Annotated in this window: 14 protein-coding genes; 1 reads left to right on the forward strand and 13 read right to left on the reverse strand. The window is 69.1% G+C overall.

Going from position 1 to position 15,750, the window contains the following annotated elements; genetic code table 11:
* Positions 1-10: 10 nt before the first annotated feature.
* From FHR33_RS45935 to FHR33_RS45945, 3 genes are read right to left on the reverse strand one after another with little or no spacing between them, the layout of a single operon-like run.
* A complete protein-coding gene (locus FHR33_RS45935) occupies positions 11-880 on the reverse strand; it encodes a hypothetical protein (RefSeq protein ID WP_183661843.1) in 870 nt (289 codons plus the stop codon).
* Positions 881-926: 46 nt separating this feature from the next.
* Positions 927-1,799, reverse strand: coding sequence for a S66 peptidase family protein (locus FHR33_RS45940; protein ID WP_183661845.1), 873 nt, complete (start codon positions 1,797-1,799; stop codon positions 927-929).
* Positions 1,786-2,517 carry an SIR2 family NAD-dependent protein deacylase gene (locus tag FHR33_RS45945; RefSeq protein WP_183661847.1) on the reverse strand — a complete coding sequence of 244 codons (732 nt, stop codon included), beginning with the start codon at positions 2,515-2,517 and terminating at the stop codon, positions 1,786-1,788. The genes FHR33_RS45940 and FHR33_RS45945 overlap by 14 nt, the downstream gene beginning before the upstream one ends.
* Positions 2,518-2,547: 30 nt before the next feature.
* Between FHR33_RS45945 and FHR33_RS45950 the strand changes: the two genes are divergently transcribed.
* Positions 2,548-3,426, forward strand: a complete 879-nt coding sequence (locus FHR33_RS45950) for a sulfotransferase family protein (protein WP_183661849.1) — start codon at positions 2,548-2,550, stop codon at positions 3,424-3,426.
* A gap of 13 nt (positions 3,427-3,439) precedes the next feature.
* On the opposite strand, the gene FHR33_RS45955 is transcribed toward FHR33_RS45950, so the two are convergent.
* From FHR33_RS45955 to FHR33_RS46000, 10 genes are all read right to left on the reverse strand, one after another.
* A complete protein-coding gene (locus FHR33_RS45955; protein ID WP_183661851.1) occupies positions 3,440-5,311 on the reverse strand; it encodes an ABC transporter ATP-binding protein in 1,872 nt (623 codons plus the stop codon).
* Between the two features lie 40 nt (positions 5,312-5,351).
* Positions 5,352-6,161 carry an enoyl-CoA hydratase/isomerase family protein gene (locus FHR33_RS45960; protein WP_183661853.1) on the reverse strand — a complete coding sequence of 270 codons (810 nt, stop codon included), beginning with the start codon at positions 6,159-6,161 and terminating at the stop codon, positions 5,352-5,354.
* A 136-nt stretch (positions 6,162-6,297) separates the two neighbouring features.
* Positions 6,298-6,513 (reverse strand): helix-turn-helix domain-containing protein, encoded by a 216-nt coding sequence (locus FHR33_RS45965; RefSeq protein WP_020547488.1) that lies wholly within the window; start codon positions 6,511-6,513, stop codon positions 6,298-6,300.
* Between the two features lie 113 nt (positions 6,514-6,626).
* Complete coding sequence (locus FHR33_RS45970; protein ID WP_183661855.1) at positions 6,627-8,225, reverse strand: ABC-F family ATP-binding cassette domain-containing protein; 1,599 nt, start codon at positions 8,223-8,225, stop codon at positions 6,627-6,629.
* Positions 8,226-8,371: 146 nt separating this feature from the next.
* Positions 8,372-10,945 (reverse strand): exo-rhamnogalacturonan lyase family protein, encoded by a 2,574-nt coding sequence (locus FHR33_RS45975; protein ID WP_183661857.1) that lies wholly within the window; start codon positions 10,943-10,945, stop codon positions 8,372-8,374.
* Positions 10,942-11,547 carry a rhamnogalacturonan acetylesterase gene (locus FHR33_RS45980; RefSeq protein WP_183661859.1) on the reverse strand — a complete coding sequence of 202 codons (606 nt, stop codon included), beginning with the start codon at positions 11,545-11,547 and terminating at the stop codon, positions 10,942-10,944. The genes FHR33_RS45975 and FHR33_RS45980 overlap by 4 nt, the downstream gene beginning before the upstream one ends.
* A complete protein-coding gene (locus FHR33_RS45985; RefSeq protein WP_183661862.1) occupies positions 11,547-12,434 on the reverse strand; it encodes a carbohydrate ABC transporter permease in 888 nt (295 codons plus the stop codon). Before FHR33_RS45985 ends, FHR33_RS45980 begins: the two co-directional genes overlap by 1 nt.
* A 10-nt stretch (positions 12,435-12,444) precedes the next feature.
* Complete coding sequence (locus tag FHR33_RS45990; RefSeq protein ID WP_246453717.1) at positions 12,445-13,416, reverse strand: ABC transporter permease; 972 nt, start codon at positions 13,414-13,416, stop codon at positions 12,445-12,447.
* Between the two features lie 56 nt (positions 13,417-13,472).
* Positions 13,473-15,032, reverse strand: a complete 1,560-nt coding sequence (locus FHR33_RS45995; protein WP_183661864.1) for an extracellular solute-binding protein — start codon at positions 15,030-15,032, stop codon at positions 13,473-13,475.
* Positions 15,032-15,658, reverse strand: a complete 627-nt coding sequence (locus FHR33_RS46000) for a YesL family protein (RefSeq protein ID WP_183661866.1) — start codon at positions 15,656-15,658, stop codon at positions 15,032-15,034. The genes FHR33_RS45995 and FHR33_RS46000 overlap by 1 nt, the downstream gene beginning before the upstream one ends.
* Positions 15,659-15,750: the final 92 nt, after the last annotated feature.

Genomic DNA, 15,750 nt, shown 5'->3' on the forward strand with positions numbered 1-15,750 from the left:
CCCGAGGGAGCTAGGCGGCCAGGCGGGCCAGCACCCTCGCGAACTCGGGAGGCGGGGCGACGACCAGGCGGGCCTGGCCGTCCTGAATCACGATGTCGGCCCTGATCAGGGTCAGCCTGCCCTCGTGCCACCAGTAGACCTGCTGGCTGAGGCCCGCCGCGCGCTCGGCGTGCACGCGCATGCGCTCGATGGCGCGCACCACCCCGATGCCGTCGACGGGGTAGACCACCAGCGTCGCGGGGTCGGGCAGGATGACCAGCATGCCGTCCTCCGGCACGGAGACGTACTGCGAGAGCCAGCGCAGGTGCGCGGCGGCCGCCACGGTACGGCCCGACAGCCGCCAGGCCTGCAGCCCCGACAGGTCGAGGGAGGAGATGGCGAGCCGCTCGTCCTCGCGCACGTTGGCCAGCGCCAGGTCGAGGGCCTGGCCGGAGGGGATGGGCCAGCAACCGGCCTCCTCGGGGCGCACGAAACGGGCCCCGACCGTCAGCAGCTCGACCAGGTCGCCGTTGAGCGAGCGCCCCACCACCCTGGTGAGGTCCTCGACCGCGTCGACCGACTCCACCCTGGTGCGCAGCAGCGGCTTCACCTGGTCGAGATCGCACACGTCGAGCAGGTCGTCTGCTGCCGCGACGGCGTTGGCCAGGTGCTCGGAGACCAGCACGGGCCAGTCCTCGCGGGAACGGCGGCCCGCCTCCCTGCGCAGACCCGCCAGGCGGACCAGGATCTCTCTGCCGCCGCCGAGTGTCAGCGAGCCGCCGTCGCGGGCGAAGACGCAGGTGTAGCCGAGCGAGTCGGCCACCAGCGACAGGAGTGAGTCCAGGTCGACGTCCTCGACGGATCTCCGGGAGGGCTCCCGGTCACGCCTGAAGAACTTCACGCGTCACGCCCTCCGCAAATCGTCGGTTATCTCCCTCTCCGTCTCTCTACATTGCCTGCTCCGAGCCGCCAAGCCGACCAGACAGGGAGCACGATTCGGTATCGATAACACCAAGCGCCCCAAGCCACACCGACCACTGTGGCGTGCCGTGTCCCACCGGCAACCCCGCGATGACAGGTACGTCGAGCGGCAGGAGCCGCTCGGCGAGCACGGGCAGCGGGTCGCCGCAATCCACCCAGGAGCCGAGTGCGATGCCGCGCACACCGTCGAAGACGCCCGACTGCAGCAACTGGGTCAGCATCCGGTCGATCCGGTAGGGATGCTCGGCGATGTCCTCCAGGAGAACGAGCCTGCCGGCGAAGGAGGGCTGGTGCCTGGTGCCGCACAGCGAGGCGAGCAGCGACAGGTTGCCTCCTGCCAGGACCCCTTCGGCCCTGCCCTCCCTCAGCACCGTGTCGCCGGTGACGGGCGGCGCCTGGCCGAACAGCGCGGCCTGGAGGTTGTCCCAGGTGACAGGGTCGGTGACGGCGTCGCATGCGGGCATCGGGCCGTGCAAGGTGGGCAGGCCGAGCTCCGTGGCGACGACGTGGTGCAGGGCGGTGATGTCGCTGGAGCCGAGCAGGACCTTGGGCCCCGCCTCGCGCATCGCCGCCCAGTCGAGCAGGTCGAGCAGCCTGGCCGCGCCGTACCCGCCTCTGGAGCAGAAGACCGCCGAGACCGCCGGGTCGCACCAGGCGGCCTGCAGGTCGGCGGCGCGATCGGCGTCGGAGCCCGCCAGGAAGCCCTCCCGGTCGAGGACGTGCTCGCCGAGCACGACCTTCAGCCCCAGGCCCTCCAGCAGCCGCACGCCCCTGGCGAGCAGGGTCGCGTTGGCCGGGCCCGAGGGCGAGACGATCGCGACCGTGTCACCCGCGCGCATCGATCAGCTCCCTCACCAGGGCGGGCAGCGCCTCGCCGATCGGCCTGTCGATCACCAGGTCGGCGAACGCGTCGTAGGGAGTGGACTGGGCGTTGATGACGACGAGCGCGGCGCCCGCGTCCAGCGCCTCGCCGCACAGCCCGGCGGCCGGCTGGACGGTGAGCGAGGTGCCCACGGCCAGGAACAGGTCGCACTCGCGGGCGGCGGTGACCGCCTCGCGCAGCACCTCCTCCTTCAGCGACTGTCCGAAGGAGATCGTGTTGGCCTTCTGGATGCCGCCGCAGCGCAGGCAGGGCGGGTCGGGCTCCTGCCTGTCGAGCACCTCCCGCATGGGCGTGAGGAGCCCGCACGACAGGCACACCACCTCGAAGATCGTGCCGTGCAGCTCGATCACGCGGGTGGAGCCGGCCTTCTGGTGCAGGCCGTCGATGTTCTGGGTGACGAGCGAGCGCAGCAGCCCCGAGCGCTCCAGCAGCACGAGCGCGCGGTGGCCCGCGTTGGGCTCGGCGCTCCAGGCGGGATGGTCTCTGCGGGCCTGCCACGCCCTGCGCCGGACCTGCGGATCGGCCAGGTAGCTGTCGATGCTGACCATGGCCTGGGCGGCGGGATCCTTGGTCCACACGCCCTGGGGCCCTCTGAAGTCGGGGATTCCCGAATCGGTGCTGATGCCCGCTCCTGTGAGCACGGTGACCGATGTGGGCGGGGCCGGTTCGTTCACCTCGCAAACGGTGTCACACTTGCATCTCGTATGCGACCTCCGCCCCACATTCTCGTGGTCAACGGCATCAAGGTCCGCAGGCCGGTGTTCCTGCTCGGTGCTCCGCACTCCGGCGCGGACCTGCTCGCGCGTGCCCTCAAACGCTCCCCCGGCTTCCACCTGACCATGGGCCGCCAGTCGGTCGCGCACGTGGTGCACGCCTTCGCCCGCCGTCCCTCCATCGCGCGCAGTTCGGGCGCGGTGCGGGTGATGCGCGACTCTCTGGCCGAGTCGTGGCAGGTGCTGCCCGGATCGTGCGGTCACTGCCCGCTGCCCTGCAGGCAGGCCGGCGGCGTGACAGGCAGCGGTCCCTGCGTCTCCACCGCCGCGGTCACGCGCTTCGGCGACGCCAGCCCCGACCTGCTCTACAGCGCCGAGGTGCTGCTGCAGGCCTTCCCCGACGCGCGCTTCGTGCAGCTGATCCGCGACGGCCGCGACGTCACCGCCGACATGGTCAACGACCCCGACTGCCTGTCGTGGTTCAAGCCGTCGATGCTGAGCGACGACACCGAGTTCCCCAACGCCTTCCTGGGGGTCAACCGCGACGAGCACCGCGACAGGTGGAAGAGCATGCCGACGGCGGGCAAGTGCGCGCTGCGCTGGCGCAGCGCGGTGCGGCTGAGCGCGACCCTGCGCAGGGACCTGCCCGCCGACCAGCTGCTCACGCTGCGCTACGAGGACCTGGCGCTCTCCCCCGTCGAGGCCCTCGCCTCGCTGTCGAGCTTCCTGGAGACCCGCGTCTCCAGGGTCTTCATGTACGGCACGCGCGTCCCCGAGGTCGGCTCGTGGCGCACACGCCTGCGCTCGGCCGACAGGGAGCTGGTGGAGAAGGTGGCCCGCGAGGAGCTCACCCGGCTGGGCTACCAGTGAGGCGCCGCGTTCGTCACTGCTGGCTGAACTGGGTGCGGTAGAGCTCGGCGTAGGGACCGCCGCGCGCCAGAAGGTCCTCGTGGCGGCCGCGCTCGGCGACCCTGCCGTCCTGGACGACGAGGATCTCGTCGGCCTCTCTGATCGTCGAGAGCCGGTGCGCGATGACCAGCGAGGTGCGCCCGGCCAGCGCCGTCTTCAGCGCCTGCTGGACGGCGGCCTCCGACTCGGAGTCGAGGTGGGCCGTGGCCTCGTCGAGCACGACCACGCTCGGCGCCTTCAACAGCAGCCTGGCCAGGGCGAGCCGCTGCTTCTCCCCGCCCGACAGGCGGTAGCCGCGGTCGCCGACGACGGTCTCGAGCTGCTCGGGCAGCCCCTCGACCAGGTCGGCGATCTGCGCGGCGCGCAGGGCGTCCCAGATCTCCTCGTCGGTGGCCTCCGGCCTGGCGTAGCGGAGGTTGGCGCCGATGGTGTCGTGGAAGAGGTGGGCGTCCTGCATGACCACGCCCACGGTGTCGCGGAGGGAGGCCAGCGTGGCGTCGCGCACGTCGAGCCCGTTGAGGCGCACCGCGCCCTCGTCCACGTCGTAGAGGCGGGAGACCAGCGAGGTGATCGTGGTCTTGCCCGCGCCCGAGGGGCCGACCAGCGCGATGAGTCTGCCAGGAGCGGCGGTGAAGGCGACACCCTTGAGCACGGGGTGTGAGGGGCCGGTGTCCTGCCTGGCCACCGACTCGAGCGAGGCCAGCGAGACCTCCTCGGCCGCGGGGTAGCGGAAGTGGACGTCGTCGAACTCGATCGTCACGGGGCCCGGCGGCACGGCCCTGGCGCCCGGCTTGTCCGCGACCATCGGCTCGAGGTCGAGCACCTCGAAGACGCGGTCGAAGCTGACCAGGGCGGTCATCACGTCGACGTGCACGTTCGACAGCGAGGTGAGCGGGCCGTAGAGCCGCATCAGCAGCGCGGCCAGCGCCACCAGCGTGCCGAGCTCGAAGAAGCCGTCGACGGCCAGGACGCCGCCGATGCCGTAGACCAGGGCGGTGGCCAGCGCGGCGACCAGGCCGAGCGCGACCCTGAACACGGTGCCGTACATGCCCACGATGACGCCGACGTCGCGGACCCTCGCGGCCCTGCCGCCGAAGTTCGTCGCCTCCTCCTCCGGCCTGCCGTACAGCTTGGCGACCATCGCGCCCGCCACGTTGAATCGCTCGGTCATCACCGAGCTCATCTCGGCGTCGAGCTGCATCTGCTCGCGGGTCAGGACGGACATCCGCCTGCCCACCCACTTGGCGGGCAGCACGAAGACCGGCAGCAGGACCAGGGCGGCCAGGGTGACCTGCCACGACAGCACCAGCATGGCGCCGAGCACCAGCACCAGGCTGATGACGTTGGAGACGACCGACGACAGCGTGCTGGTCAGCGCCCGCTGCGCGCCGATGACGTCGGTGTTGAGCCTGGAGACCAGCGCGCCGGTCTGGGCGCGCATGAAGAAGGCCACCGGCATGCGCTGCACGTGGTCGAAGACCTCGGTGCGCAGGTTGTAGATGAGGCCCTCGCCGATGCGCGAGGAGAACCACCGCTGCGCCAGCGTCAGGCCCGCGTCGACGGCGGCGAGGACGGCGATGGCCACCGCCAGCCCGATGACCACCCCTGGCCGCTTGGGCAGGATGCCGTTGTCGATGATGGCCTTCATCAGCAGCGGGTTGGCGACCACGATGACCGCGCCCGCGACCACCAGCACGAGGAAGGCGGTGATCTGCCTGCCGAAGGGCTTGGCGTAGCTCGCGATCCGCCTGACCGTGCCGGGACGCAGCCGCTGCTGCATGACCGAGTCGTCACGTCGCAGCGACCGCATCGTCTGGGGCCCGAAGCCCCCGCCCATCATCGCCATCTGCCATCACAGCGTCGTGCGAGCCGCCGCGATTCCCGCGTCAGCTCAGCGCGAACAGAGCCTTGATCCTGGCGGCCTGCTCGACCCTCTCGGCCGCCGTCTGCTCCTCCAGGGTGCGCCCCCTCGCGCCCTGGAGCAGTCGCTTGGTCGCCGTCGCCGCGTCGCGGTTGGTCGAAAGCAGCTCGGCCGCCTTGTCGCGCACGGCCTGGGTCAGCTCTGCGCCGCTGACGACGCGTTCGGCCAGTCCGATCCTGAACGCCTCCTGCGCGTCCACGAACCTGGCCGTCAGGCAGATGTCGATCGCCTTGGCCGTTCCGACCAGATCGACAAGGGGTTTGGTCCCTGTCAGGTCCGGCACGAGCCCCAGTGCGGGCTCCTTCATGCAGAACTTGACGTCGTCGGCCACGATCCTCAGGTCACAGGCCAGCGCCAGCTGGAACCCGGCGCCGATGGCGTGACCATGAACCGCGGCGATGGAGACGATCTCCGGACGGCGCAACCACAGAAATCCCTGCTGGGCCTGCTCGATCCGCTGCTCGAACGAGACGTTGTCGAGTTGTGCCACCGAGCTGAACGAGCCCTGTCCTGGCACCCCCTCGGGTGTGAACATCCGCAGGTCGATCCCTGCCGAGAAGGACGGTCCCTCACCTTGCACCACGACGATACGAACCTGCTCAGGCAGGTCGTCACCGATTCGAGCCAGAGCCGACCAGGTAGCGAACGTCTGGGCGTTCCGCTTCTCCGGCCGATCCAGCGTGATCGTCGCGATCTCACCGTCCACCTCGTAGCGCAGTCCTGCCTCCTTGATGGAGACGTCCTCCGCACTCCCCCCAAGCACCGCTTCCGCCATCGCTCACTCCCGCCGTCGCTGGTCCGTCGCGCCCGAGCCTACCGAATTCCCTAGAACGAGGTTCTAGTAGGGCTCGGGCGCGACGGCACGCTGACTGGAGACGAGCGGCTGCGGTCGCGCGTTTCCGAGGCGGCCCTCAGCGCTTGGACTTGCCTCGGGTGGCCCCGCCGCGCCCGCGCAGAGTCACGCCGGACTCGCTCAGGATGCGGTGGATGAACCCGTACGACCGGCCGGTAGAAGCGGCCAGGGCGCGGATGCTCTCACCCGCGGCGTAGCGCTTCTTGAGATCGCCGGCCAGTTTCTCACGGTCGGCCCCGGTCACCCGGGTACCTTTCTTCAGAGTCTCGGCCACGAGTACCTCCTGTAGTGCCAGACTTCCGCAGCGTTACTCCGCCATGATCAGTCATTTCAGCGGGATCGGCTACCTACTCCAGGGGAAAAGATCCCTACCCGCTCAAATTAAGATCAGGCAAGTGCCACAAGATCGGAAAATTCAGCGCTCCAAGCGTCTTCAGTTCCGTCAGGTAGCAAGATCACCCTATCGGGTTGCAGAGCCTCAACTGCACCCTCGTCGTGCGTAACCAGCACGATCGCCCCAGAATAGGACCTTAGCGCCGAAAGAACCTGCTCTCTACTGACCGGGTCGAGGTTGTTCGTGGGCTCGTCGAGCAGCAGGACGTTGGCGCTCGACAGCACCAGGATCGCCAGCGCCAGCCGGGTTTTCTCGCCGCCGGACAGCACGCCCGCGGGCTTGTCGACGTCGTCGCCGGTGAACAGGAACGAGCCGAGCACCTTGCGCAGCTCGGTGTCGGTGAACGTTCCTCCCGCCGACCGCATGTTCTCCAGCAGCGTGCGGTCGGCGTCGAGGAGCTCGTGCTCCTGCGCGTAGTAGCCGACCTTGAGTCCGTGGCCTGGCCTGATCTGGCCGGTGTCGGGCTGCTCCACCCCTGCCAGCAGACGCAGCAGCGTGGTCTTGCCCGCGCCGTTCAGGCCGAGGATGACGACCCTGCTGCCCCTGTCGACGGCCATGCTGACGTCGGTGAAGATCTCCAGCGAGCCGTAGGACTTCGACAGCTCGTCGGCCATCAGGGGCGTCTTGCCGCAGGGCAGCGGCTCGGGGAAGCGCAGCTTGGCGACCTTGTCGCCCTTGCGCACCTCCTCGGTGCCGGTCAGCAGCCTGTTGGCGCGGCGCATCATGTCCTGGGCGGCCTTGGCCTTGGTGGCCTTGGCCCGCATCTTGTCGGCCTGCGCCAACAGGGCGCCCGCCTGCTTCTCCGCGTTGGCCCGCTCGCGCTTGCGGCGCTTCTCGTCGGTCTCGCGCTGGGCCAGATAGGCCTTCCAGCCGACGTTGTAGATATCGATCACACTGCGGTTGGCGTCGAGGTGAAGGACCTTGTTGACCGTCGCTTCAAGAAGACCAACATCGTGGCTGATGATCACCAAGCCACCCTGATGTGATCGCAAAAAATCACGAAGCCACCCAATTGAGTCGGCATCGAGGTGGTTTGTCGGCTCGTCCAGAAGGAGAGTTTCTGCCCCACTGAAGAGAATTCGCGCCAATTCCACCCTTCTGCGCTGACCGCCGGAGAGCGTTTCCAGCGGCTGCTTGAGCACGCGGTCGGGCAGGCCGAGGCTGGAGGCGATCGAGGCCGCCTCGGACTCGGCCGCGTAGCCGCCGAGGACGTGCATCTGGTCCTCGAGCCTGCCGTAGCGCTTGACCGCCTTGTCGCGCACCTTCGGGTCGTCGCTCGTCATGCCGAGCTCGGCCTCGTGGAGCTTGCGCAGCACCTCGTCGAGGCCGCGGGCCGACAGGATGCGGTCGCGCGCGAGCACCTGCAGGTCGCCCTGGCGGGGGTCCTGGGGGAGGTAGCCGACGCTGCCCGAGGTGGTGACCGATCCGGCGGCGGGCATCCCCTCACCGGCCAGGACCTTGGTGAGGGTCGTCTTGCCCGCGCCGTTGCGGCCGACCAGGCCGATCTTGTCTCCTGGGTTGACCCTGAACGACGCGTTCTCGATGAGCAGGCGCGAGCCCGCGCGCAGCTCGATGTCACTGGCGATGATCATGTTGGAAAGGACACTCCCGGGATAGGGATGACGGTCATGGCGGCGTGGGGGCCGGTCAGTCGGGAGTGTGCATGGGGATCAGTGTACGGGCAGGGGCACGCCTCCTCCTCTGCATAACGGACGGGCCGGGCCTGTGCTTCCCCCGGTCACAGGTGCCCGCCGATCAGCGCCAGGTTCTGGATGGCCGCCAGGCCGTACTGCGCGGCGTCGTTGGTGGAGACGAAGGGCGCCTCCAGCACGGGGGCGGGCACGCCGGGGCCGTCGACGAGCGTGGCGCTCCAGTCGTCCTGGCGTTGCAGGGCGTTGGTGTTGAGCTGGTCGCCCTCGTCGAGGCGGAACCTGCGCCAGGCCCACGCGGCCAGCTCGGCGTCGCCGGTGCGGGCCGCCGCGTAGGCGGTCAGCCGGCTGTGCGCCTGCACCAGCGACACACCGCTCAGCGCCTGGCCGAGCTCGGCCTCCTGCACGTCGGCGGGGGCGAGATAGAGCCTGCAGTAGTCGAGCCAGGCCCGCTCGAAGCCGGGGACGCCCAGGTCGAGGGCGATGAGCTCCGCGCACATCTCGGGCAGCCCGAAGACCGCCGACAGGTGCGAGAGGGTGACAGGGGCCTGCCTGGAGGTGTCGAACCGTCCGGTGGCGAGGTCGAGCATGGCCTGTCCGTGCAGGAAGCCGTGCGGCAGCGCGCCGATGTCGGCCATCGTGCCCAGGAGGCGGTCCCTGGCCCGCTCGTCGCCGTGCCGCTCCCACCTGGTCAGCCACGCGGCGGCCAGGGCGCCCCAGTCGGCGCCGAGCCCGACCGACAGCGCCGAGGGATCGGGGGTGTAGACGTCGTCGCGCACCTTGCGCAGCGGGTCGATCGCGACGAAGGTCTCCTCGGGCGCGGCCAGCTCGTCCAGCAGGTCGCCGGTGCGCTCGTCGGCGGTCAGGTAGAAGTAGAAGCGGCGGTAGGCGGCGTTGGAGATGCGCAGCTGCTTGCACGAGCAGCCCCAGTGCTGCACGTTGTGCCTGGTGCCCAGGCCCTTCCACCTGCCGAGGTGGTAGACGTCCACCTCTCCCGTGTGACGGGTCATGGACTCGGCGAAGCGGAAGACGTCGGCCCTGCCGGTGCGCAGGTACTGGTACCACAGCCACAGGTCGGGCGAGAGCTCGGAGTTGTCCCACGCGTAGCCGCCGACGTCGTAACGCCAGGTGTGCCTGTCGGCGTCGTAGGTGTGCATGACGTCGCCGTAGTCCCAGAACCCGTACCACCTGCGCTGCTCGCGCTCGCGCGCGTAGTGCTCGAACAGCAGGTCCAGGCGTTGCTCGATCTCGGCGCGGGCGGCGTTCGACCGGTCGGGCAGGCTCCAGTCGCCGAAGACGCCCGCCCGCAGGATCCGCTCGGGGGAGGCGGCCAGCAGCCCTGGAGAGTTGAGCGCGGTGGCGTGCTCGGCCAGCTCCTCGGCGCGGGGGGTGGCCTCGTAGGCCGTGAGCGTGAGCTCGTGGGTGCGGGCGACGCCGCGGGCGTCGCCGAAGCCCGGCTCGTAGTCCTCGTAGGTGATCTCCAGGCCCTCCAGCTGCTCGGCGAAGGTGTCCTGGCCCATGCCGTCGTGGTAGAAGCGCAGGTCCATGGGGGGCGCGGACGGTGACCACAGCCACACCGTCGCCGTGGCCAGCTCGGTGGCCGCGTCCCTCACGTCGATGCGGGTGGGGTGCAGCCGCCAGAAGTCGCGCAGACCGAAGCCCAGGCCGCCGCTCACGCCGCCGACGTAGCCGTAGCCCTGCGCGCGGGTGCCCGAGGGGATCGTCACCCACGCGTGGCCGGGGGCGGTGCGTTTGCGCAGGGTGAAGCCGTCGGCGCTGGACTGGTCCAGGGTGTAGTCGTTCCACGCGGGGATCAGGTGCAGCCGATCGGCCACCTCGGGGTTGCCGATCGGCCCGCAGGCGCGGCCCTCGACCTGCGCCTGCCGTACGGCGGGGCCGGGGTCGCGGCGCAGGCCCGTGAGCCCGCGCACGGCCTCGGTGAGGAAGCCGCTCTCCCCCGCCAGCCGCACGTGACGGTCGTGGAGCTCGTCGCGCATGACCACGTCGGCGCGCAGCCCGAGCCCGGCCAGGAAGTCGCGCTCCGGGTCGCCGTCCCAGACGAAGGTGTGGACGACGCGCACGTCGCAGGCGCCGGCGTAGAAGTACAGGCGGACGGTGAACGGCAGCCAGTCGCCGTGGCGGCCCTCCAGCCGCAGCACCGCCCTGACCGGCCCCTCCTGCTCCACCACGACCCGCTGGACGAGGCCCTTCGCCTGCCGGCGGACGCGCGAGCCGTCCTCGTCGGGGCTGTCCTGGCGCAGGCTCACCAGGCGCACGTCGCGCGCCAGCTCGCGGCCGCCGAGGCGGATCGAGCTGATCAGCGTGCCGCCCGTCTCGGCCACCGTCCACTCGCGCTCGCCGGTGGCGACCCGCACCAGGCCGCTCTGCCTGGTCACGGTCACGGGCCGCTCCGGCGCGGCGGGCTCGCCGCCCGCCAGCAGATCGTAGGAGCCCGCCGGTACGGCCTGCGGCCCGATCGCGTGGGCCGACCACTTGACCGAGCCGTCGGGCCAGGTGGCGGTCACCCAGCTCTGCACCGGGGTGCCGTCGGCCATGGCGAAGGTCTCGTGGGAGCCGACGGCGCCGCGCGGCCAGGGCACCCCCCAGGTCACGCCCTGTCTCCTCGGCTCCTCCAGCCAGTGCAGCGGCGTCGGCGTCGTCATGGAAGCTCCCTCGCCACGATCGCGGCCACAGCGTCGGCGCCGCGGAAGTTGAAGTGGGTGTCGTCGCTGATCCCGCCGGGGTAGAGCGGATGCTCGCCCGGTCCGAACCAGGTGAACAGCGACCTGGACCCCTCGGGGCCGAGCCGCTCGTAGAGCTCGGTGGTGGCCCGCGTGAGGTCGACGAGCCGCACGTCCTCCCACCCGGCCAGCTCGCGCACCTGGCGGGGCAGGTCGCCGTGGGTGGGCACGAGGCGCTCCCCCTCGAACCTGCGCCGCTGCACGGGAGTGCACAGGATCGGGTTCGCGCCCGTGGCGCGGGCCTCCTCGACGAACACCCGCAGGTTCTCCTGGTAGGTGATCGCCGGATCCTTCTGGTCGTTGTGGCCGAACTGGATCACGACGAGGTCGCCTGGTCCCGCCTCACGCAGCAGCGCCGCCCACAGCCCCTCGGCCCGATGGCTCACCGTGGTCGCGCCGCCCTTGGCGAAGTTGCGCACGGGGCTCGAGACGAACGCGCCGAGCTGCGCGCCCCAGCCCGACATCGGCGCCTCCCACGCGGGGCAGGAGGCCACCGTCGAGTCGCCGGCCAGCAGGATCGCCACTACTCCTTCACCGACCCGATCAGCACACCCTTGGCGAAGTGCTTCTGCAGGAACGGGTAGAAGAACAGGATCGGCAGGGTGGCGATGACGACGACCGCGAACTTCAGGCCCTCCACGGGGAAGAAGACCGAGTCGAGCGATGCCAGGGCGTTCTCGGCGTTGGCGCTGGTGAGCTGCCTGACGATCACCTGGAGCGTCCACTTGCTGTTGTCGTCGATGTAGAGCAGCGGCGACATGTAGTCGTTCCAGATGCCCACCGCGTAGAACAGCGAGAACGTCGCGATGATGGGCTTCGACAGCGGCAGCACGATCTTGAAGAAGACGCCCATCTCGTTGCAGCCGTCGATGCGCGCCGCCTCCTCCAGCGCCTGCGGAAGCTCCTGGAAGAAGCTCTTGACGATGATCAGGTAGAACGGGTTGATCGCCAGCGGCAGGATCAGCGCCCAGTAGCTGTTGAGCAGTCCGAGGTCGCGCACCACCAGGTAGGTGGGGATCATGCCGCCGCTGAAGACGAGAGTGAAGATGACCAGGTTGAGCACCAGAGTGCGGCCCGGCAGATAGCGCTTGGCCAGCGGGTAGGCCATGGTGAGCGTGAGGATCACCTGCACGACCGCGCCCACGGCCGTCACGACGATCGTGGTGATCAGCGCGCGGACGAAGGTGTCGGTGGCGAAGATGTACTCGTAGGTGCTGGTGACGAACTTCTCCGGCCACAGGAAGAACGGCCGCGAGGCGATCTCCGACTCGGTGGCGAACGAGCCGGCCAGGACGTAGAGCAGCGGCAGGACCGTGACCAGGGCCAGGCCCACGAGCAGCATGATGTTGAGTGCGTCGAAGACGCGGCTGCCGACGGAGGTGTGGTGACCCACCGACTTCTTGGCTGACATACGAACTCCTTTAGAACAGTCCACGCTGACCGAGGCGCTTGGCGAGCCAGTTGCAGCCGAAGATCAGCACGACGCCGGCGACGCCCTTGAACAGGCCCACGGCGGTCGCGTAGCTGTAGCCGCCCTGCGTGATTCCGACGTAGTAGACGAAGGTGTCGAACACGTCGGCGGTCGAGCGATTGAGCGAGTTGGTCATCAGCCAGAGCTGCTCGAAGCTGGCGTCCAGCAGGTTGCCCGAGGTGAGGATGGCCATGACGACGATCGTCGGGCGGATCGCGGGCAGCGTCACATGCCAGAACTGCCGCCAGCGCCCTGCGCCGTCCATGCGGGCGGCCTCGTACTGGTCGGCGTTCACACCGGCCAGCGCGGCCAGATAGATGATCGTGCCCCAGCCGGTCGACTTCCACAGCGTCTGCATGACGATGATGGGCCTGAACCACTCGGCCTGGGCGACGTAGTCGACCTTGGCGCCGCCGACGAAGCCGTGGATCCAGTTGGCGATCACGCCGAAGTCCACCGAGAACAGCAGGTAGGTCAACGACGCGACGATGGTCCACGACAGGAAGTGGGGAATGTAGACCAAGGACTGGATCGAGCGCTTGAGGACGTTGAACCGCAGCTCGTTCAGCATCAGGGCGACGATGATCGGCGCGGGGAAGGCGAAGACGATCATCAGGAGCGCGAGGATCAGCGTGTTGCCGAGCAGGCGGCCGAAGTCGGGGCCGGTGAACAGGTCCTGGAAGTGGGCCAGGCCCACCCACTCGCTGCCGGAGTAGCCGAGGAAGGGGACGAAGTCCTGGAAGGCGATGGTCAGGCCGTACATCGGCAGATACTTGAAGATCGCGAAGTAGACGAGACCGGGCAGGAGCATGAGGTAGAGCCAGCGGTAGCGCAGCAGCGCGGCGCCGACCGACAGCCTGTCTCGGCGCCTCGGCTTTCGTGGGACCGCCTTCACGGGAGGCGGCGCCAGGTCGGTGGCCAAAGCGGCCTCCTTTCGTGACGCGGGGGCTCGGGACTGTTCCCGAGCCCCCTGGCGAATCAGTTACCGGCCTTGGCGACCAGGGCGCCCAGTTCGGTGACGACCTGCGTGCCGCCGCTGTCGTACCAGCGCTTGATCTCGGCCTTGAGCTGCTCCTCGGTGATCTCTCCCGCCAGGTACTTGACCCTGGCGTCGGTGACGATCGGGTGAAGGGTCGCGCCCTTGGCCGTCAGCGTCGGCGAGATGTAGGGAAGCGCCGGGTCGTGCACCGCCGTCTGCAGGTCGAGCTCCTCCAGCTCCTTGCGCAGCTTGAGGTTCTCCCGCTCCGCCTCGCTCGCCGGCCTGAGCTCGTAGGCGTCGCCCGCCACGCCGACGCTCGACGTGGTGCCCAGCTGGATGAAGGCGTAGTCGACGTCGTTGTTGATGGTCTTGACCGCGGGGTCGTTCTCGTTGATCCGCACGGCGTAGCCGTCCTCGACCTTGTAGTTACGCCCCTCGATGCCGTTGTTGACGAGCCTCGCGCCCTCCTTGGAGGCCAGCTTGTCCAGAGCCTTGAGCACGTCGTCGAGCTGGGCCTCGGTCCTGATGTTCTGCTTGGAGATCGTGACGATGCCGTTGAAGCCGGTGAAGGGGAGCGAGAACTTCTTGCCGTCGGGGCGCGAGAGGTTGCCGGTCATCGCCAGCTTCTTGGCGTAGCCGTCCGGGTCCTGCTCCTTGAGCAGGCTGTACAGCTGGGTGGCCCGCACGTTGACGTCGATGATGATGCCGCCCTTGCCCTGGACGAACGGGTCGTTCCACTTGGCGGTGTCGAGAGTGGCGAAGTCGCGGTTGACCAGGCCCTCGTCGACCATCTTCTTCATGTAGCGGTTGGCCTCCATGAATTCAGGCGTGTCGAACTCGGGGACGAGCTTGCCGTCGCGCATGCCGTAGCCGTTGGGGGCGCCGAACCAGACGTCGATGGCGTTGAACGGGTTGGAGGAGTTGAAGATCGGGGTCGGCCACTTCGGGATGATGAGGCCGTAGGTGTCCTTCTTGCCGTTGCCGTCGGGGTCCTTCTCGGTGAACGCCTTGGCCACGTTGTAGAGGTCGTCGGTGGTCTTGGGCAGCTCCAGGCCGAGCTTGTCCAGCCAGTCCTTGCGCAGCAGCACCGCCGAGCGCAGCAGCGGCCTGATGCGGTAGATGCCGTAGTTCTTGCCGTTGGTCGAGGAGTTGAGCCTGACCTGCTCGTTCCTGGGCTTGAGGTTCGGGTACTTGTCCAGCTTGTCGGTCAGGTCCCAGAACGCGCCTGCCTCGGCGGCCTTGACGAAGGACGGGCCCTTGTTGTCCTGGATGACCATGACGTCAGGGATCTTGTCCGAGGCCAGCGTGACGTTGGTCTTGTCGGGGTAGTCGGCGTTGGGCACCCAGGTGATCTGAAGCTTCTTGCCGGTCAGCTTCTCGACGGCCTGCTGGATCTCACCCGAGGGGTTGGGAGCCGTGCCGAACAGCGGGACCATCATGGTCAGCGCGCCGTTGCCGCCCTGGCCCTCGCCTGCTCCTCCGCCCGAACAGGCGGCGGCGAGGAGAGCGGCTGTTAGCGTTAACACACCGGCCAGGAGGCGGCGGGGGGATGTGCTCATCAGTTTCCTTTCGGATGCAGACGCGCTTCGTTCTCCGCGAAGAAGCGCAGGCAGAGCCAGGTGTTCAGCTGGATCCACGCTCCCGCGCCGACGGCGAGGGCGAGGACCGGCAGCGTCGCGCCCGCGTAGACCACCGCCACGAAGACGAACAGCAGCACAATCGTGGAGGCGGGACGGACCAGCGCGAACAGTGAAGCCTTGACCAGGTAGGCGGGCAGCCTGAGGTCGTAGCGGACGTACAGGGGCAGCAGGTGGGCGGTGATGACGACCAGCACGAGCAGCGCCACGAGGGTCGCCGCCCTCGGGGCCTCGCCCGCCGGGCCCAGAGCAGAGAAGTACAGGTAGTTGCCCGCGAGGACGGTGCCCAGCGCCGCTGGTGGCAGCACGAGCAACGAGCCCCTGACGAACTCCCGCCGGTAGACGTCGAGGAATTCGCGCCAGTTATGAATCGTTTCATTTTCAGCGTGCCGCCGCGCCAGCGTGTACGCCGCGACGGTGGCGGGACCGAGGCCTAGGACCACGCCGCCCGCGAGGGTGAACACGATCCAGAGCAGGTTGAGCCTGACCGCCCACAGCACCTCGTCACAGGCGGAGTAGAGCCTGGTCAACCAGGTGGAGCCGGTCATGTCGCACCACCGGTGAAGGTGGAGCGGCCGAAGGGGATGAAGAGTTGCACCGGGGTTCCTGCCCTGTAAAAAGCGGGTGAACGGCGGTTGGT

The sequence above is a fragment of the Nonomuraea dietziae genome (assembly GCF_014195505.1).
GTDB lineage: Bacteria > Actinomycetota > Actinomycetes > Streptosporangiales > Streptosporangiaceae > Nonomuraea > Nonomuraea roseola.

Coding starts and splice junctions, on each gene's coding strand:
- FHR33_RS45975 (WP_183661857.1), bottom strand. CDS start 10,945: ATGACGACGCCGACGCCGCTGCACTGGCTGGAGGAGCCGAGGAGACAG.
- FHR33_RS45940 (WP_183661845.1), bottom strand. CDS start 1,799: ATGCGCGCGGGTGACACGGTCGCGATCGTCTCGCCCTCGGGCCCGGCC.
- FHR33_RS45955 (WP_183661851.1), bottom strand. CDS start 5,311: ATGGCGATGATGGGCGGGGGCTTCGGGCCCCAGACGATGCGGTCGCTG.
- FHR33_RS45985 (WP_183661862.1), bottom strand. CDS start 12,434: ATGTCAGCCAAGAAGTCGGTGGGTCACCACACCTCCGTCGGCAGCCGC.
- FHR33_RS46000 (WP_183661866.1), bottom strand. CDS start 15,658: ATGACCGGCTCCACCTGGTTGACCAGGCTCTACTCCGCCTGTGACGAG.
- FHR33_RS45970 (WP_183661855.1), bottom strand. CDS start 8,225: ATGATCATCGCCAGTGACATCGAGCTGCGCGCGGGCTCGCGCCTGCTC.
- FHR33_RS45960 (WP_183661853.1), bottom strand. CDS start 6,161: ATGGCGGAAGCGGTGCTTGGGGGGAGTGCGGAGGACGTCTCCATCAAG.
- FHR33_RS45950 (WP_183661849.1), top strand. CDS start 2,548: ATGCGACCTCCGCCCCACATTCTCGTGGTCAACGGCATCAAGGTCCGC.
- FHR33_RS45995 (WP_183661864.1), bottom strand. CDS start 15,032: ATGAGCACATCCCCCCGCCGCCTCCTGGCCGGTGTGTTAACGCTAACA.